We start from the raw sequence: 18,911 nt of genomic DNA on the forward strand, positions 1-18,911 counted from the left end.
GGCCTGGTAGCCCGGTCCGGCCGTGTGGGTTGGCACAGCGCCGGACCGGGACTGGATCAGAGCGATCTTCCGGGTCGTGAGGTGTTACTGCTGGACGAAGACCGCGACGGTATGGGCCGGGACGGTGAAGGTGCCGGTGGCCTGGTTGTACTGGGACTGCTTGACGGTGGGGTCTGCGCCCTTGTTCTGCACCGGGTGGAGTGCCTGGCTGCTGCCGGCCAGGTTGGTAAGGGTCTGGGTCTGGGTGGTGGCGGTGGCGTTGTAGAGGACGGTGACGGACTTGTAGGTGTCCAGTCCGCGTCCGTCGAGGTGTTCGGTGATGACACCGGGGATCTCGCCGGGGGTGCCGGAGAGGGGGAAGGTCAGGCGCTGTTGGACGGCGTTGGCGGTGGGGAGGGAGAAGAGGGGGGTGGAGTGCTTGATTTGGAGGAACTGCTGGTACTGGGCGCTGGTGTTCGTCGTGTTGGTGCAGTTCGGGACGAGGGCGGGGTTGGCGAGCAGCGGCTTGGCGTAGCTCCACTGGCTTTGGCCGCCGAGCGGGAGGCCGTGGCCGAAGCCGTTGCCCTGGGTGCAGTCCCAGTGGATGGCGTTGAACCAGTCCCCGCTGTCGTAGGAGTTGCCGTCCAGGGATTTGGAGCGGAGCAGGTCGGTGCCTGCTTGGGCCATGCCCGGGCCCTGGGAGAGGGTACTGGTGGCGAGGGCGAGAGCCTGGATGCGGGCGCGTTCGGCGGGGCTGGTGCCGGTGGGCAGCTTGTAGGCGAGGCTGTCGTAGAGCGCCAGGTTGTCGTGGGCGTCGACGTAGGTGATGGCCTCGCCGGGGGCTGCGGTGTAGCCGGCGGGGGTCCCGTTGTAGTCGATCTGGGCGCCCTTGCGGGTGGTGCCGGTGCTGGTGGTGAAGGTGTAGTCGGCGAGGTTGCCGGTGAGGCCAAGTTTGACGAGGTCCATGTCGTGCAGCAGGTCGGTCTTCTGCTGCTCGGTGGTGCCGTTGAGGGGCGCGCCGTTGGGGTTGGTGTACTGACCGGTGGCGAAGCCCTGCTCACGGGGGTCGGTGTCAGAGGGGCCGCCGCCGCGGACAGCGTCGCGTAGGCGGTCGTTGAAGGTGCCGATGCCGGTGCCGGCCATGTTGGCCTGGGTGGCCTGGACGAAGCGGGAGTCGTTGGCGACCACGCCGTAGTTCCAGCCCTCGCCGTAGAGGGTGGTGGACTTGCCGTCGATGCCGTCGCGGTGCTGCGTCAGGTTTCCGAGGGAGGTCTTGACATCGAGCATGGTCCGTTTCGGGTCCAGGCCCATCAGGTCGAAGCGGAACCCGTCGACGTGGTACTGCTGGGCCCAGGTGGTTACGGAGTCGACGACGAGCTTGTTCATCATCGCGTTCTCGGGGGCGGTGTCGGCGCAGCAGCTGTCGCGGGTGACGGTGCCGTTGGTGTCGAGGCGCTGGTAGTAGCCGGGGACGATCTGGTCCAGGACGGAGTTCGGGTCCTGGCCGGCGGCGGCGGTGTGGTTGTAGACGACGTCCATCACCACGCGTAGTCCGGCCTGGTGGAGTGCTTGGACCATCTGGCGGAACTGGATGGTGCGGGCGGCGCCGTCGGGGGCGGTGGCGTAGGAGCCCTCAGGGACGGTGAAGTGCAGCGGGTTGTAGCCCCAGTTGTAGGCATCATCGGCTTGGGTTCCCGCGACGCAGGCTTGCTGCTGGTCGGAGTCGGGTGCCATGGCGGGCAGGTCGCAACCGGGAGTGGCCTGGTCGGCCCGCCTCTCGGCGGTGCCGGCGAAGTCGAAGCTCGGCAGGATCTGGACGGTCGTGAGGCCGGCGGCGGCCAGGTCCTTGAGGTGCTTCACTCCGGCGGACTTGGCGTCGGTGAAGGCGAGGTAGGTGCCGCGCTCGTCGGCAGGAAGCGCGGTGTCCGCGGAGGAGAAGTCGCGGACGTGCAGTTCTTGGATCTGCTGCTGGGTGCTGCTGATCGTCTTCGGGGACGCGGTGTCGTCCCACCCATGCGGCATCAGCAAGTCCTCGTCGAGGTTGACGATCTGGCTGCGTTGGGAGTCGGCGGACAGGGCGAGGGAGTACGGGTCGGTGACGTGATTGGTGACGGTCTTGAGAACGGTGGGTGCCCAGACCTTGACCTGGTAGCGGTAGTAGAGGCCGTTCCAGGTCTTGTCGCCTTTCACCGCCCAGGTGCCGGTGGCGGGGTCGAGGGTCATGGCGACGATGCGGGCTTGGGTGGAGGTGGAGGTGTCGTAAAGCTCGATGCTGACGGACTGTGCGGTGGGTGCCCACAGGGAAAGAGTGGGCTTGTTCCCGTTGAAGACGGGGCCGTATTCGGCGTCGGCGGCCTTGGCGGCGTAGAGGGTGTCCAGGAGGCCGGCGGTCTGCAGGCCGGTGGCGGTGGTGAGGTTGCCGTTGCTGTCGAGGGCGGCGACCGCGCTCTGGCCCTTGGCTAGTTGCTTGGCCTGGGCGGACCATTTTTTGGGCACGCGCAGAGTGGTGAGTTTGGCGAGGTGCGGGTACTTGGCCGCAAGGGCGGCGGACAGGCCCTTGGGGTCGCGGACCAGCGGGATGCTGGTGCCGCCGGTGATGCCGGTGCCCGCCGCTGTGAGGCCGCCGTCGGGGGCGGTGGCCAGCTGGTAAGTCGTCGCGGCGGGGTTGTCACCGAGGTTCCAGGCGATGGTGTCGGCGGTAAGCCAGTAGGCGCTGCGGGGGGCGAGGCTGGGCTTGGGCTGCCCGGCGTAGATGCTGAGAACGCGGGAGGAGGCGGTGTAGCTGAACGTGGTGGCGTCGCCGGCCTGCGCGACGGTGAAGGTGGTATCGGTGCCGTCGAGGGGGGTGGCGGGCAGGTGGAGGGCGGCCTTCGCGTGGTAGGTGCCGGCGGGTAGGGCGGTGGTGGTAAAGGTGGAGTTGCCGTCGCCGTCGGGGTCGGTGAGCCAGGCCGACAGGCAGTCCGTGGCGTCGGCGGTGCAGCCGAGCTCGTCGAGGAAGTCGCCGGTGGCGGTGACGACCGCGGTGTTGAGGGTGTCGGTGATCCAGTGCGTGGCGGGGTCGTAGAGGAAGGTGACGTCGGCGCCCGCGGCGGGGATCGCGAGAGGGATGTTCGCGCCGCCGGGGGCGGCGTTCAGCCCGTAGTTGACGTCCCAGCTCTTGTTCAGGGCGGCCTTGTAGGAGTAGGCACCGGGGAGGAGGTGGGCGTTGAGGGCCCAGATGCCGTCGGGGCGGCGCGTCATCTGGGCCTGGGCACAGTCCGGGGCCCAGTCGCCGGGACAGCCGAAGAGGTGGTCGAGGTCTCCGGCGATGGCGACGGCGGACGGCGGGGCGATGGGGTCGGCTGCGTGGGCAGGGGCGGGTGCCAGGGCGGCGGCGAGCAGGGCTGCGGTGGCGGCGGCCTGGCGGGCGCGGTGGGATCTGTGCGTGGGGGCGGGGCGGGGGGTCATGGCACCTCTTCGTGTCGCGACGTGTGTGGGACGGCGGCGGTGCCCCCGGGGGGACAGGCGCCGCGGAAGGGGCATCAGCGGGTGGTCCACCAGGCGGTGGTGTCTGCGGGCAGGATGCTTTCGCTGCCTTCGTGGGTCAGGGCCTGGCTGGCGAGGACGAGTTCGCCAGGGGTGGGGATGGTGACCGCAGGGGCGGTGAGATTGACGGTGCAGCGCAGGAACGCGCCATCCTGGGCGGTTCGCTCGAAGCTCAAGGTCCCTTCGGGTGACTCCAGCCATCGGAGGTTGTCCGCGCCGCCGAGGGCGGGGTGCTGTCGTCGAAAGGCGAGGGCGGCGCGGTACAGCTCCAAGGTGGAGGCGGGGTCGCCGGTCTGGGCCTGGACGGACAGCTGCGCCCACTCGGTGGGCTGTGGCAGCCAGCTGGGGCCGCCGGCATCGGGGCCGAAGCCGTACGGGGCCTCGGTGCCCGACCACGGGATGGGCACCCGGCAGCCGTCGCGGAAGCCGTCCTGGCCGGCGGCTCGGAAGTAGGAGGGGTCCTGGCGGACCTCGTCGGGCAGGTCGGTGACGTCGGGCAGGCCGAGCTCCTCGCCCTGGTAGACGTATGCCGAGCCGGGCAGGGCGAGCATCAGCAGGCTGGCGGCGCGGGCCCGGCGCAGGCCGAGTTCGCGATCTCCGGGGGTGCGGATCTGGGTGCCCAGGCCGGGGGGGTTGGCGAAGCGGGTGGCGTGGCGGGTGACGTCGTGGTTGGAGAGCACCCACGTGGTGGGCGCGCCAACGGGCCGCATCGCTTCCAGGGATTCGTCGATGACCGCACGAAGCGCTTGGGCCTGCCAGGAGCTGGCCAGGTACTGGAAGTTGAATGCTTGGTGCAGCTCGTCGGGGCGGACGTAGTTGGCGGTGCGCCGGGCGGTGGGTGTCCAAGCCTCCGCGACACCGATCCGCTCCCCCGGGTACTCATCGAGGATGGTGCGCCAGTCGCGGTAGATTTCGTGGACGCCGTCCTGGTCGAAGCAAGGGGTGGCGCCGGTACCGAGCAGCTTGAGCTGCTCATGGGAGCCGAGGTCGGGCAGGCCGGGAGCCTTGACGAGGCCGTGGGCGACGTCGATGCGGAAGCCGTCCACTCCCCGGTCGAGCCAGAACCGCAGGATGGACCGGAATTCCTCGCGGACGGCGGGGTGGTCCCAGTTGAAGTCGGGCTGCTCGGGCGCGAACAGGTGCAGGTACCAGTCGCCGGGGGTGCTGTCAGGGTTGGTGGTACGGGTCCAGGCCGGACCACCGAAGACGGACTCCCAGTCGTTGGGAGGCAGTCCGCCGTCCTCGCCCTTGCCGGGGCGGAAGTGGTAGCGCTCGCGCAACGCCGAGCCCGGGCCTTCGCGCAGGGCGCGCTGAAACCACTCGTGCTGATCGGAGGAGTGGTTCGGCACCAGGTCGACGATGATGCGCAGGCCCAGGTCGTGGGCGTCGGCTATCAGACGGGACGCGTCGGCGAGGGTGCCGAAGACCGGATCCACCGTCCGGTAGTCGGCCACGTCGTAGCCGGCGTCAGCCTGCGGGGAAGCGTAGAACGGGGACAGCCAGACGGCGTCGACGCCGAGGTCGCGCAGGTAGGGCAGGCGGCTACGGATGCCGGGCAGGTCGCCCATGCCGTCGCCGTCGGAGTCGGCGAAGCTGCGCGGGTACACCTGGTAGATCACCGCGTCGCGCCACCAGTCGGCTCTGCGCTCAGCCTCGACGGGGGCGTCAGCGGGCCGATCGGTTATGGCGAGATGCTGAGTCATAGGGTCCTCACAACAGCGGTACGTAGTACCGCTATAACGTTTAGTGACGGCGATCAGGTAGGTCGGCTCTTTGCGTCGGAACGGTGGAGCGCGGCGCGGGCGGGTATCCGGCGGGCCTCGGGATGCCCGGTGCCGGGGTCAGCCCTTGGTGCCGCCGGAGGTGAGGCCGGCTACCAGGTGCTTTTGGACGACGTAGAAGACCAGGGCGGCGGGGATAGCGATGAGCACCGAGGTGGCCGCCATGTAGTTCCACTGGGAGTTGAACTGGCTCACGTAGGTCTGCAGGCCGACGGCCAGGGTGTACTGGTCCTCGGAGAGCATGAAGTGTGAGGCGTAGGCGACTTCGCCCCAGGCGGTGATGAAGGTGTAGAACGCGGCCACCGAAAGGCCCGGACGGGCGAGGGGGGCGATCAGGCGCCAGAAGGTGCCGAACGGCGACAGTCCGTCGATGCGTCCGGCTTCGTCGATGTCGACGGGGATGGTGTCGAAGTAGCCCTTGAGGAGCCAGGCGCAGTACGGGACGGCGGTGGAGCAGTAGATCAGGATCAGGCCGCTGTAGGTGTCGAGCAGGCCCAGGTTCGCCATGATCTTGTAGAGGGGCACCATCAGGACGGCGACGGGGAACATCTGGGTGAGCAGGAAGGTGTACATCAAGGTGCCGCGGCCCAGGAAGCGCATCCGGGAGACCGCGTAGCCGGCGCTGGCGGCGATCAGGACGCCGATGACGGTGGTGCCGAGGGCGACGATGACCGAGTTCAGCATCCAGGTGGCGAAGTTGGTGTCCTGGATGACGTGGCCGTAGTTGGCGAGCGTGGGGTGGTTGAGGATGCGGGCGGGGTGCTGGTAGTCGAACTTGTCGCCGCCCAGCGAGATGTAGGCGATCCACACGATGGGGAACACCGCGATGAACGCCATGACGGTGAGTGCGCCATGCAAGGTCAGGGATGATGACGTCCGGCGCCGGGTGCCCGGCCGGGGTGCTGCCGCACGGGTACGGGTGGTGGCGTGTGCGGTGGTCATGCGAGGGCCCCCTCGTCGTTGCGCTTGAGCCAGCGGCGGTAGACGCTCGTGAAGACCACGAGCAGGGACAGGCACAGGATGCCGACGGCGGCCGAGGAGGCGTAGTCCTGGGGCTGCTGGCCGAAGAACAGCTTGTAGGCGTACGTCACCAGGATTTGGACGCTGTCACTGTTGGTCCCGAACAGCAGGAAGATGACGTTGAACTGGTTGAACGTCCAGATCACGCCGAGCAGGATCACGGTGCTGCTGACGGGGCGCAGGCCTGGCAGGGTGACGTTGACGAACCGCTGCCAGGCGGTGGCGCCGTCCATCTCGGCCGCTTCGTGGAGTTCGCGGGGGATGGCCTGCAGGCCGCCGAGCAGGGAGACCATCATGAACGGCACGCCGCACCAGATGTTGACACCGACAGCGGCGACCTTCTGCGCGAGCGGGTCGCTGAGCCAGGAGGGGCCGGTGATGTGGAGCAGCGCGAGGAGCTGGTTGACGGCCCCGTCGTCGGCGAGGATGAGCCGCCAGGCGAAGATGGTGACGAAGGTCGGCACGGCCCAGGGAAGGATCAGCAGCATCCGGTAGAGGCCGCGGGCGCGTATGTCGCGGTTGAGCACGACGGCCAGGGCCAGGCCGATGGCGTAGGTCAGGACGACGCAGGCGACGGTCCACGCGATCGTCCAGAATAGGTGGGGCCAGAACTGGTTGTTGGCACCTGTGAGGATGCCGACGTAGTTCGTGAGCCCGACCCAGCTGTACGTGTCGGGGATGTGGTTGGCACCGATGGTCCGTCCGACGTTCTGGCTGGTGGCGTCGGTGAAGCTCAGGTAGATCCCCTGGATCAGGGGATAGCCGACGATGGCACCCAGGACCAGGACCACCGGCAGGCACATCGCCCAGGCGTACCAGTACCGGTCGTAGGAGTACTTGATGCGGTGGAGCGGGCTCTTGCGGGGCGTGGTGCGGGCGGTCTCGCCCTGGACGGCGACGGTCATCTGACACCTCAGGGGGCAGGGGGTGCTCTGCCACGCCCCGCCGGCCTATACGCACAGGGTGCGCGGCCTGCGGAGCGGGCGGCTTCGGGAAGGGTGATGCCGGTGCCGGGCGGGCGCCCCGGGCGCGGGGGCGGCCGCCCGGAGTCCGGTCACTGGGTGGCGTAGTCCGGGAGGAGCTTCTTGGCGGCGGTCGCGACGTTGTCCAGGCCGGCCTGGGTGCTTTCCCGGCCCGAGAGGATCTTGATGAGGTCGGTGCCCAGCGGGTCGTACAGGGAGCTGTACTGGGCAACCTCGAGGCGCGCTCGCCCGGAGGGAAGGACGCTCTGGTAGCCGGCGATGGCCGGGTTGGCCTTGACCGCGGGGGTGTAGGCGTCCGCTCGGGTCGGCAGCGTGGCGTTCTTAGCCGCAGTGGTGGCCTGGGTCTGGGCGGAGGTCATGAAGGCAATGAACTTCTGCGCCGCGGCCTGGTGGGCGGCGTCGGAGCCGGCGTAGGCGACGAGGTTGTGGCCACCGAGCGGGGCACCTGCCTTGCCCGCGGATCCCGCCGGGAGCGTGGCGATGCCGAGGTTGGCCTTGTCGGTGAACGCGGAGCCCTTGAAGACGTTGGCGCTCTCCCATGGGCCCTGGACGATGGCGGCGGTCTTGCCGTTGTCGAAGGCGTCCATGACGTTGGCGTAACCGTTGCTGGTGGTGTCGAGCTTGGCGACGCCGGGGGCAGTGACCAGAGCCTTGAGGGTGTCGATGCCCTTGACGGCGGCCGGAGAGTTGACGGTGATCTTCTTGGCGGCGACATCGAGCATGTCGGCGCCCTCGCCGTAGAGGAACGGCATCGCGTAGTAGCCCTGCGGGTTGAAGGCGAAACCGTCGACGCCGGCCTTCTCCTTCACAGCGGCGGCATCGGCCTTCAGCTCATCCCACGTGGTGGGGGCGGCGGTGATGCCGGCCTTGGCGAACAGACCCTTGTTGTACATCAGCGCCAGGGTGTCGGTGACCTGGGGGATGCCGTAGAGCTTGCCCTGGTACTTGGCCTGCTGGACGAGGCTGGGCTCGAAGGCGCCGATGTCTTTGGCGGCGTCCGTACTGTCCAGCGGCGCGAGGTAGCCCGCCTGGGCGAAGGCCGGAGTCCACCCGACGTCAGCGCGCAGGACGTCGGGGGCGCCCTTGCTTCCGGCGGCGGTCTGGAACTTGCTCTGAGCGTCGGCGAAGGGCACGTTGACGTAGGTGACCTTGACGTTCGGATTGGCCTTCTCGAAGTCGGCGACCAGGGCCTTGAAGGTCGGCGCTTCGTTGGTGGCGTCCGAGGTGTCCCACCAGGTGATGGTGACGGGGCCGGAACCGGAGGAGCCGGAGCTGTTGCCCGAGCTGCAGGCACTCAGGGAGACGGTGATCGCCATTGCCAGCGCGAGGGCCGCGATACCACGTCGCATGGTGACTCCTTGAAGAGGTGGGTTGTCGGATTCGAGGCCCGGGGTGGTCGCACCGGATCACCAATGGTCCGGCGGGGTAGGCGACGCGTCCCTCGGTGCGCAAGGCGTGCGATGCACCAAAGGCCCGGCCCGCGGCGGGATCCGCTGGTCACGACGGGCAGGTGCTGCCTGGAAACCCGTGAGGAGTGGGCCACGCCGACGTTCTGATGTCGACGACGTTAGCAGGCCACTAACAGGAGTTAGCTAACATTTATGTAACGCGCTGGACGCAGCGCGGACACGGTCGGAGGGAGTGAGAGGCGGCGCCGACCGCAGGCTTAAGGTGTCGCGTGCGATCAAAGTCGGCGACGATGCCGAGCCTGGCTACGGAACGCAGGCGAGGTTAGCCACAGCGGTGCGCAGACATGGCGGCGGTGGCCCACCGGGTGCCGACGGCCCCTGCGCCAGGTGCGGGGTGCGGGGCGGAGCCTGCCGCGCATGTGGGTGCAGAGAAAGGCAGGGCCGCTCCGGATCAGGCGTTGGGCAGGCCTGTGCTCTGTGCGGCGGGCACGCGCGCGCTGGAGTCGCGCACGATCAAGCTGGTACCGAGCAGTTGATGCGGGTGCTGGTCCTCACCGCGGATGGCGGAGATGAGGAAGTCCGCGGCGGTCCGTCCTTTGGCGGCGATGGCCTGCCGGACACTGGTCAGACGCGGCCGGAGCCACGCCGATTCCGGCAGGTCGTCGAAACCGGTGACCGAGACGTCTTCGGGTACGCGCAGGCCGAGGTCGTGCAGGGCGTCGACCGCCCCGAAGGCCAGGATGTCGGACAGAGCGATGATGGCGGTGGGCGCCGCCTCAGCAGTAGCCATCAGGGCTTTCGCCGCTCGGTAGCCATCCATCCGGGTGGCGGGAACCTCGACGAGGTTGATGTCCTTCAGGTCCATGCCCACCTGGGAAAGCGCGTCGGCGACTCCGGCCATCCGGCGGGCCAGCGGGCCCCGATAGCCGCGCTCCGCCCGCTCCGGGCCGGGGTCGATCGAGAGCAGCGCCATCCGGCGGTGGCCGAGTTCCAGGATGTGCCGGGTGACTTCGCGCGCCCCGCTCTCGTCGTCGACGTCGACGCTCGGCACATCGGCCCAGGGGCTACTGTCCACCAAGACGAACGGGATGCCGCGCCGTTGGAGTTCGGCGACCTCACCGCGGTCGTGCTCCAGTCCGCACACCACGAATCCGTCGACCGCCGCGTACGGAATCGCCTTCAGCATGGAATCGCGCAGCGGCGGGGTGAGCAGCAGCGTGAAACCCTGTTCATCGCAGACTTGACCTACTCCGGTGAGGAACCGGGCGTAGTACGGGTTCTCCATGATCTTGGCGAGGTTCTGGGGCAACAGGACACCCAGCGACTGCGTCTGCCCTGCCTGCAGCATCCGCGCCAGGGTGTTCGGAGAGTATCCGAGCTCCTTGGCGGCGGCGAAAATCCGGTCGCGGGTGGCCACCGAGAGCCGTTCGGGACTGTTGAAGGCGAAAGAGACCGCCGAACGGGACACTCCCACCATCTTCGCCACATCCGTGGAGGTGGGACGCGACCGCCCGCCGGCCGAGGCAGCTCCTGACGCGCTCGCCGACATCATGTTCCCCGCATCCGTAGGCACCTTCGCTGCTACCAAAACGATAACGCACGTTACTAACACCCATACGTCATAGGCGCAGAAACCTGCTTCCGCCCGCCCGAGGGACCTGAGGGACCTGGTGGCCCGGCCGGACATGGCGCTGAGCGGCACAAGTTTCGGCCGGTACCTTGACCCCCTCGTCGTTTACCCATTATTAACATGTGTTAGCAACGTACCAATGGCTCTGTGGCCTCCACCGGCTGCCGCGCAAGCCCTCCAGGGACCTGCCGGTTGCGGTCGGCGCGACACCACCCGGACAAGTGCCTGACTCCTCCTGCTCACCCGCTGTCCCGCCCGCGTGCTCCCCGCCGCCGGAGCCCTACTGGAGGTTCCATCACATGCATCGCGTCTCCCACCCCGCAAGACCCCGAAGAGCCGCCACCCTCCTTGCCGCCGCAGCACTCGGCCTCACCCTCGCTCCCCTCCTCCAACACACAGCCAGTGCAGCCGTGCCCGGTGCCGTCTCGGTGCCCGGCACGTTCAACAGCGAGATCGGCTGTGCCGGCGACTGGGCCACGGACTGCGCGCAGGACCAGCTCACCCAGCGCGCCGACGGCATGTGGTCCGTCACCCTCAGCCTTCCCGCCGGCAGTTACACCTACAAGGTCGCCATCAACAAGAGCTGGACCGAGAACTACGGCCAGAACGGCGCGGCCGGAGGGGCGGACATCCCGCTTGTTGTACCCACCGGTGGCAAGGCCGTGACCTTCCTCTACGACCCCGTCACTCATGAAATCGCCGACAACGCGACCAGCAGGACGGTCACCGCCGCCGGCACCTTCCAGTCCGAGATCGGCTGCGCCACTGACTGGGCTGCCGACTGTCTTGTCCCCAGGCTCCAGGACTCCGACGGCGACGGCATCTACACCTGGACCGCCAGCACGATCCCCGCCGGAACCTGGGAGGTCAAAGCCGCCATCAATCAGGGCTGGACCGAGAACTACGGCCAGAACGGCGCGGCAGGCGGAGCCAACATTCCCTTCACCGTACCGGCGGGCGCCGCCACCACCTTCAGCTTCAACTCCGCCAACCACCAGCTGACCGTCCAAAGCGGCACCGGCTCCACCCCGAGCCCCAGCCCGACCCCCACCACCCCGCCCGCTGGAACCGGAAGCACCCTCGGCGCGACCTACACCCCCACCGGCACCACCTTTAGGATCTGGTCACCGGACAACTCCACCGTCACGGTGAATGTGGCCGGCAAGAGCTACCAGCTCAGCCCCGCCACCCTCACCGGCTACAGCAGCGTCTACCAGACCGTCGTCGCCGGTGACCTCAAGAACCAGCCCTACCAGTTCTCCGTCGGCGGCAACGCCGTCCGCGACCCGTACGCCCAGATGGTCAACCCCGGCACCACCCAGGGCATCGTCATCGACTCCGGCGCGGTGGCGCCCACCGGTGGCAGCTGGGCCACCCGGCCTGCCCGCACCAACCGCGAGGACTCCGTTGTCTACGAGCTGAACGTCCGCGACTTCACCATCGACGCCAGCTCCGGCGTCGCGCCGGCCAAGCGCGGCAAGTTCCTCGGCCTCGTCCAGGGCGGCACGACCATCAACGGCGTGAAGACCGGCATCGACCACCTCAAGGAATTGGGTGTCACCGACGTCCAGATCCTCCCCTCCTTCGACTTCAACAGCACCGTGCCCAACTGGGGCTACGACCCGCTGAACTACAACGTGCCCGAGGAACAGTTCTCCCAGTACACCGCGGCCGAGGACCGAATCCGCGAGTACAAGGACATGGTCAACGAGTTCCACAAGGCCGGCATCCGCGTGATCATGGATGTCGTCTACAACCACACGGCCAGCAAGGACGTGTTCGGCGCGATCACCGGCAAGTACTACAACGCCACCGACCTTTCCGGCACCGGCAACTCCATCGACGACGGCAACCCGATGGTCAGCCGGATGATCCGCGACTCCCTGGAGCACTGGGTCCGCGACTACAACGTCGACGGCTTCCGCTTCGACCTCCTCGGCGTGAACTACGCCACCAACGTCGCCGACTGGGGAAGCTACCTCAACACCACCTACCCGGACCGCCAACTCCAGATCTACGGCGAGCCCTGGAGCGGAGGCGTCACCGACTCCGCCGAGGCGCAGAAGGTCCGCTACGCGAGCGTCCCCACCTTGGCCAACGCCCACGTTGGCGTCTTCAACGGCGCCTACCGCGACGCCATCAAGGGCGGCACCCAGGACACCGTCATGAACTACATGAACGGCGCCGGCAGCGCCTCCTCGATCGCCCTCGGCATGCGCGGCTCACCACTCACCATCAAGGCCACGAGCCAGCTCACCGACACCTGGAACCCGGCGTTCGCCTACGACCCTGAGCAGAGCGTCAACTATGTCTCCGTCCACGACGACCTCAACCTCTGGGACAAGATCACGTACTCCGGGGCCACCGGCGGAGCCGCCGGCCGGGCGGGACAGATCGACCGCTTCGCCACCGGCATGATCCTCACCTCCCAAGGCATCGCGTTCCTCTCCGAGGGTGACGAGTTCCTCCGTTCCAAGGTCGTCGGCGGCAACTACGACACTGCCAAAAACTCCTACAACGCCGGGGACAACGTCAACGCGATCCACTGGGGAGACAAGACGGCCAACGCCCCGACCTACAAGTTTCACAAGGACGCCATCGCCCTGCGCAAGTCCACCCCGGCCTTGCGCCTCACCACCTGGGACGCCGTCAAGAACCAGATGTCCACCCAGGTGAACGGCTCCGTCGTGATCTCCGCCATCAGCTCCAGTGCGAGCGCCCCCACCAGCTACGACACCGTCGTGGTTTACAACCCCACCAACAGCGACTACATCACCACCCTGGCCGCCGGCTCCTGGATCAAGGTCCTCGACACCGCCGGAGCCGTCTCCACGACCGGAAACACCGCCGGCCCGCTCGCCGTGACCGTCTTCAAGAAGAACTGACACGCCGCACCAGGACACGTCGGCGCCGCCACATACCTATGTGGCGGCGCGGACCCACTGGGCCAGACCCGTACATCGGGACCACCACCATTGACCTCGAACGAACGGCCAAACTTGATCACTCGCGCGGCAACCGCCGCACACGCAGGCGGCCTTCGGCTGATGGTGTGCTCCGAGCAAGGAACACGCGATCAGCACGAGGCTGTGGAGTTGAATCTGCTGCGCGACGGAGTCCGTGCGGGATGCTTCCGCTGGAATTGCCACGACCAGCAGGCGGAGTTGGCCTCCTGCTTAGCCCCGGCCCCGGGATGCGTTGTTCGCGAATTCGCCGACGCGATGCTGTGCGTCGACGGGCCCGTCAGGTCGCTGATGGACTCCCCGACCGACGCATCGCACAAAGTCATCAAACCTGGCGAATACCGCAAGGTCGACGCTGTCGACCGTGGTGCCGACGGTTGTCGATGCGGGCGGTGGCTTCCTACTCCTCGACTGTCTGGATGGCGCAGCGCCACGGCGCAGACATGCTGGCCTGACTGTTTCAGGCGTCACGCGGTCCGCTCCCCTGCTGTGGCGCGACCCGCCGGGGAGTCGGCCTTGTCGGCACGTGCTGGCGCAGCGCGGCGTTTCGGTGGCCGCGGCGTTGGACGCGGGTTTGGCCGTTCGGAGCCGGTGCGTCGTCCGGGACTAACTGATCATTTCAGAATGAGATCGGTGTGTTGACTTGGCAGTTGGGCCTTGGGTCGGCAGGATCTGCGGGGTGTCTGTTGATCTTGTGCCTGATGACTTGTGGGAGCGGATAGCTCCGTTGCTCCCTGCCCGGCCACCGCGGAGACATCGGTTCCCCGGCCGGAAGCCGGTGGACGATCGCGTCGCCCTGCGGGGCATCGTCTACGTCCTATGCAAAGGCGTCAGCTGGAGCGACGTACCCACGGAGCGGATCGGATGCAGCGGGGTTACCTGCTGGCGGCGCCTGCGGGACTGGACCGAGGCGGGAGTCTGGCCTCGCCTGCACGAAGCACTTCTGGCCGAACTGCGGTCGACCGACCTGCTCGAGATGGACGATGCCGCGATCGGCGGCTCTCACGTCAGGGCCCTCAAAGACATCTCAGGGGGCTATGAAGTCAAGCTGCCTGCTCGGTCGGGAGTGACAGGAGCGGTGCGAAGGCATGCTGTTCGTCTAAATGCTGCCGGGTCTTGAGACAGTGGTGGAGCTGGCCGAGGAAGCGGTTTAGCAAGTGCCGTTGTGCGGCGGCGTGCCAGTCTCCGTGCTCGCGTCGGCGTCGGTAGTGCGAGTTCGCTCCTGGTGAGGCGGTGAGGGCGGCGAAGGCCCAGAGGAAGCCGGCGTTGATGAGGCGATTGTTCTTGACGAAGCGTCGGCCGACGAACCGTTTCTTGCCGGAGGCCCGGGTGATGGGGGCGGATCCGGCGTATGACTTCAGCGCCCGGGCGTCGGCGAATCGTGCCCGGTCGTCGCCCAGCTCTGCGAGCACGCGGGTGCCGAGCATGGGCCCCAGGCCCGGGAAGCTGAGCAGGATCTCGCTGTCGGCGTGCTGGTGAAAGGCGGCTGTGGCCGCCTCCGCGAGGTCGTCCGCGGCCTGGCAGGTGGCGTCCAGCTGCTTGAGCAGGGCCAGGAGCTGGTGGCCGAAGGCGTCCTCGACGCCGGGCAGCTGGTGGGCGTACTCGGCGCGGAAGACGTCCCGAAGCCGCTCGGCTTCCGCGTCGCAGCCGCGGAGGCGGCCACTGCGTTTGAGGGCGGCCCGCAACTGGGCGAGGGTGAGCTTCGCGGCCTTGGCCGGAGTCGGGGCCAGAGTGAGGATGACGCGGGCATCAGCCCTGGTCAGACCGCCTTGCTTGCTCTGGGAGGCCAGCAGAGCGGCAGGGTAGTACTCGCGCAGGAGCGAGCGGACCTGATTCGCGACCTGCTGCCGAGCCCAGACGGCGTCCTGCTGTGCTCGGGCCAGGACCGTGATGGCCTGGGCGAGTTCGGAGTCGGCCGGCAGGGGCCGGTGGGCGTGCATGTCGGTGCGCAGGACGTTCGCCAGGACCAGGGCGTCGCCCGGGTCGGACTTCTTTCGGCTCACGCCGTGGCGGTCGCGGTAGCGCGCGGCGGCGAGCGGGTTAATCGCGAAGACCTGACGGCTTCCGGTGCGCAGGCTCGCGACCAGGAGGCCGTGGCTGGTCTCGATGGCCACCGGTATTGGATCGTCCGGGCTGTCACCGTGCTCGGCCAAGAGGGCCAAGAGCTTGTGGTAGCCGGCCACGTCGTCGGTGATACGGGCTTTGGCGAGCAGAGTGCCGGCTTCGTCGACGAGGGCGACGTCGTGGTGGCGCTCCGCCCAGTCGATGCCGCAGAACACGGTCAAGCTGTCCTCCCAGATCCGTCCGTTTATGCAGTTCACGAGCACATGCGGGTCGCGTGGCGCCCTAATCCAAGGACTCGTTGGTCCGCCATCTCAGTAGCCGTTCGCGACACCAGCGAACTCCAGGGGCTCGATCTTTCGGCAGAGCTCACGGGCTCGCGGATGAACAAGAGGTCGACCCTGGAGAGGGCTCGCGCCGTGACAATTAACGCTCGACCTGGCCCCGCGAGTTTCGCGGTGACCACGGGGGCGCCGGGCTGCGCCGCTCTTGACAGAGGCCTCAAGGGCCCGGGGAAACGGAGGCATCAGCCCGGCGCCCGCGTCATCACCGCGGACCCCGCAGCGGACAGCGATGCCGCTCTTTGAGGAGGCCTTGACGGCCAGGGGGGATCTAGGCATTCGCTGTCCTATGCGAGCAGCTACCCCGGGGCGTTGCATGGGCCCGGGCCGGCTGCTTACACCCTGGATTAGGGGGGCTCACACCGGCCCTTCACCGGTCGACCGGGGGCGGCCGGGCAGCAAGCACCATGTGATCGTCGACCGGCACGGCACACCACTCGCCGTAACACTGACCGGTGGAAACCGGCACGATGTCACCCAGCTGATGCCCCTGCTGGACGCGATACCCCACATCCGGGGCCGGCGCGGCCGGCCCCGGAACCGCCCCAAGCGATTGTTCGCCGACCGCGGCTACGACTACGACAAGTACCGCCGCCTGGTCCGCGCCCGCGGGATCACCCCGAAGATCGCCCGCCGCGGCGCACCACACGGCTCTGGACTGGGTAAAACACGCTGGGTTGTGGAACGAACCTTCGCGTGGCTGCACCAGTTCAAACGACTCCGGATCCGCTACGAGATACGAGCCGATCTCCACCTCGCTCTGCTCCAACTCGCATGCAGCCTCATCTGCTTGAGGCGACTCAGTAGCTGTTGTCGTTCCGATCTTGAGGGGTGTGCGTCGAACGGGAGTCTCGATCGGGTGATCGCAGCTGGTCCCGGGCATGAAGGCAGGGCCTCTTGGTAGCTCGGGGTTGCGAAGCCAACCGAGATCCAGGAGACCCTGTTGCCGCAGTTCTACGTGCTCACGCCGGTGGAGTTCAACTCGGCTGCACCGACGTGTGATTGTGTCGCTCATCGGTTCGGAAACGCGGCCGATCACCCGGAACGTGTTCGGCGGTATCCCTCGGACATGACGGACGTGGAGTGGGACCTGGTCCGGCCGCTGCTGCCGGTGCCCGGCTGGCTGCGCGGCCGGGGCGGACAGCCGGAGGCGTACTGCCACCGGGCAATACTCGATGCGATCCGCTACCTCGTCGACAACGGCATCAAGTGGCGGGCGATGCCCGCCGACTTCCCGCCGTGGGACCGCGTCTACGCGTTCTTCCGCCGTTGGCGCGACCACGCCCTGGTCAAGGAGTTCCACGACCGGCTGCGATCGAGGATCCGCGAGAGGGAGGGGCGGACTGCGGAGCCGACAGCCGGGGTGATCGACTCGCAGTCCGTCAAGGCGGACTCGGTCGTCGGCTTGGACAGCCGTGGCTTCGACGGCGGAAAGCTGGTCAACGGGCGCAAGCGGCACGTCGTGGTCGACACCCTCGGCCTGCTGCTGGGCGTGATGGTCACCGCCGCGGATGTCGGCGATCGCACCGCCGCACAGGTCCTGCTGCGGCAGGTCGCCGATGCCCACCACCGGTTGGAGCTGGTCTGGGCCGACGGCGGCTACACCGGCCCCCTCGTCGAGCACTGCCTCACCGTGCTCGCCCTGGTCTTGTCGATCGTCAAACGCAGCGACGACATGCGTGGCTTCGTGGTCCTGCCCAAACGGTGGATGGTCGAGCGCCTCTTCGCCCACCTGATGCGCACCCGCCGCCTGGCACGCGACTACGAACGCCGCACCACCAGCGCCGAAGCGATGATCTACTGGTCGATGATCCTGCTCATGACCCGTCGCCTCGCCCGGCCACACCCTGCGCGAGCGTGAACCGGCCCGGCTGCCGCTCTGCCAGCCAGCCCCGCGCGACCAGGCGTTTCGCCTTCGACCGCAGCGCCTCCACCCGTGCCGGCACCGCGTCCAGACCGAACAGCACGGCCAACTCCTGGCAGGTCAGCGGACCTTGATGGAGCCGGTCCCGGTCCGCTAGCGCGGTGAGGATGCGCTGATAGTCCACCGACAGCACCGACCCCGCCAGTCCCTCACGCCATACCGGGACCTGCGACCTCGCCCTCGGCGCCTGCCGGGACGTCGAGCCCGCGACCGGGCCGGAGACGGCCTCCTCGACAACGGTGCTCTCGCCGTCCGGAGCCAGGACCGTGCCCACTCGCCTGCGGGCGATCACCCACTCCTGCCAATCCTCTTCGGCCGCGGCCAGCTCGGCCTGGATGCGATCGGCTTCCTCACGCAACCCCTCGACACGACGACGAGCAGCGAGCTCGTGCTGTTCCAGCAGTCCGACCACCGACGGCATCCGTGACCTCCCGGGGAGTGACGACACGACATGCCACCACTCCCACCGAATCGCCGACCCTATGCCGACCAGCGAAAACATCGCCCTCAGATTCGGAACGACAACAACTTCTCAGAACTTCATTCTGAAATGATCAGTAAGGCTGGTACTGGTGACGGCGTCCAAGGCCAGGTTGTTGTCACGACCTTCACGACCAGCTGGCAGAGTGTCAACATGGAGCAGCAGAAACAGCGCATGTCAGTTCGGCTTGTCGTTGTGGACCCACACCTCAAGACGCAGTTGCGCACAAGTAGAAGAACACTTGCTGACGCTCTTGGCCGAAGCCAGCTGCGGCCCGCGTGATCACACGCTATTCGTGGACGGACTCGCGGCCCTCCGTAACATCCAGACGATGCTGGCCGAGGCTGTAACACGAGGACCGCGAGTGTGGACGCCGAACGGCAAGTGGGAACACGAAGGTCTGCGCATCGCCAGCCTCTTCACAACGGACACCGACTTGCTCTACGCCCTGTCGCGTAAACTGTCGGGAGTCCTTGTGGCGCCGCCGGAGCTTTCCGATCAGTCAGACGTAGTCGCCGCCCTTCACAACATCAATTCTTCGCCACAGGAGAGCGTGGTTGGCCTCGTTGGTGCGCTGGCGCGCGTACTCTCCATGGCGGATCTCACCCCCGACGCCGATACCGCCATCCTATCCGCGGCGCTCAAGGCAGCCGGTGGCGATGACGTACGGCTCACCTACACCCAGGAGGACGCATGGCAGCGTCTCGCCCACCGGGTCACCGTGCTGCTAACGGAGTCCGCTCCACTGCACCGGTTCCTCTAGTGCTGAATTCCTCAACTTATGGGTATACACGGTGTGTTGAGGAGTGCGCTG

11 protein-coding genes and 2 pseudogenes are annotated in these 18,911 nt (G+C 67.7%); 5 read left to right on the forward strand and 8 right to left on the reverse strand.

The features are described 5' to 3' along the window. Window positions 1–84: 84 nt before the first annotated feature. The 6 genes from pulA to C6N31_RS38675 all read right to left on the reverse strand — a co-directional run bounded on the left by pulA (window position 85) and on the right by C6N31_RS38675 (window position 10,384). Window positions 85–3,426 (reverse strand): pullulanase-type alpha-1,6-glucosidase, encoded by a 3,342-nt coding sequence (pulA, locus tag C6N31_RS38650; RefSeq protein WP_232486177.1) that lies wholly within the window; start codon window positions 3,424–3,426, stop codon window positions 85–87. Between the two features lie 74 nt (window positions 3,427–3,500). Then, window positions 3,501–5,207 (reverse strand): glycoside hydrolase family 13 protein, encoded by a 1,707-nt coding sequence (locus tag C6N31_RS38655; RefSeq protein WP_138359053.1) that lies wholly within the window; start codon window positions 5,205–5,207, stop codon window positions 3,501–3,503. A 138-nt stretch (window positions 5,208–5,345) separates the two neighbouring features. Next, complete coding sequence (locus C6N31_RS38660) at window positions 5,346–6,227, reverse strand: sugar ABC transporter permease (RefSeq protein WP_138359051.1); 882 nt, start codon at window positions 6,225–6,227, stop codon at window positions 5,346–5,348. Next, the gene (locus tag C6N31_RS38665; RefSeq protein ID WP_198359300.1) at window positions 6,224–7,210 is read right to left on the reverse strand and encodes a carbohydrate ABC transporter permease; all 987 of its coding nucleotides are present in this window, start codon (window positions 7,208–7,210) and stop codon (window positions 6,224–6,226) included. The genes C6N31_RS38660 and C6N31_RS38665 overlap by 4 nt, the downstream gene beginning before the upstream one ends. A 149-nt stretch (window positions 7,211–7,359) precedes the next feature. Beyond that, window positions 7,360–8,637 carry an extracellular solute-binding protein gene (locus C6N31_RS38670; RefSeq protein WP_138359045.1) on the reverse strand — a complete coding sequence of 426 codons (1,278 nt, stop codon included), beginning with the start codon at window positions 8,635–8,637 and terminating at the stop codon, window positions 7,360–7,362. 511 nt (window positions 8,638–9,148) lie between these two features. Further along, window positions 9,149–10,384, reverse strand: coding sequence for a LacI family DNA-binding transcriptional regulator (locus C6N31_RS38675; RefSeq protein ID WP_306665063.1), 1,236 nt, complete (start codon window positions 10,382–10,384; stop codon window positions 9,149–9,151). Between the two features lie 353 nt (window positions 10,385–10,737). Here C6N31_RS38675 and C6N31_RS38680 point away from each other — a divergent pair, with 353 nt between their 5' ends. Together C6N31_RS38680 and C6N31_RS38685 are read left to right on the forward strand one after the other, a co-directional pair. Further along, window positions 10,738–13,212 carry a pullulanase X25 domain-containing protein gene (locus tag C6N31_RS38680; protein ID WP_187145214.1) on the forward strand — a complete coding sequence of 825 codons (2,475 nt, stop codon included), beginning with the start codon at window positions 10,738–10,740 and terminating at the stop codon, window positions 13,210–13,212. Window positions 13,213–13,969: 757 nt separating this feature from the next. Beyond that, window positions 13,970–14,311 (forward strand): annotated as a pseudogene (locus C6N31_RS38685) (transposase); the annotation flags it as partial. A 22-nt stretch (window positions 14,312–14,333) separates the two neighbouring features. Here C6N31_RS38685 and C6N31_RS38690 read toward each other — a convergent pair. Further along, window positions 14,334–15,590 carry an IS110 family RNA-guided transposase gene (locus C6N31_RS38690; protein WP_138359055.1) on the reverse strand — a complete coding sequence of 419 codons (1,257 nt, stop codon included), beginning with the start codon at window positions 15,588–15,590 and terminating at the stop codon, window positions 14,334–14,336. Window positions 15,591–16,044: 454 nt separating this feature from the next. On the opposite strand from C6N31_RS38690, the pseudogene C6N31_RS38695 reads away from it, so the two are divergent. Then, window positions 16,045–16,491 (forward strand): annotated as a pseudogene (locus C6N31_RS38695) (IS5 family transposase); the annotation flags it as partial. 270 nt (window positions 16,492–16,761) lie between these two features. After that, entirely contained in the window at window positions 16,762–17,553 is a 792-nt protein-coding gene (locus C6N31_RS38700) for an IS5 family transposase (protein WP_138359041.1), read from the forward strand. Here C6N31_RS38700 and C6N31_RS38705 read toward each other — a convergent pair. Further along, window positions 17,510–18,037 (reverse strand): hypothetical protein, encoded by a 528-nt coding sequence (locus tag C6N31_RS38705; RefSeq protein WP_138359039.1) that lies wholly within the window; start codon window positions 18,035–18,037, stop codon window positions 17,510–17,512. The two genes, C6N31_RS38700 and C6N31_RS38705, sit on opposite strands and share 44 nt — an antisense overlap. Before the next feature lie 301 nt (window positions 18,038–18,338). Here C6N31_RS38705 and C6N31_RS38710 point away from each other — a divergent pair, with 301 nt between their 5' ends. Beyond that, entirely contained in the window at window positions 18,339–18,860 is a 522-nt protein-coding gene (locus C6N31_RS38710) for a hypothetical protein (protein WP_232486180.1), read from the forward strand. Window positions 18,861–18,911 lie beyond the last annotated feature (51 nt).

It is taken from the genome of Streptomyces fildesensis (assembly GCF_016107395.1).
Taxonomy (GTDB): domain Bacteria; phylum Actinomycetota; class Actinomycetes; order Streptomycetales; family Streptomycetaceae; genus Actinacidiphila; species Actinacidiphila fildesensis.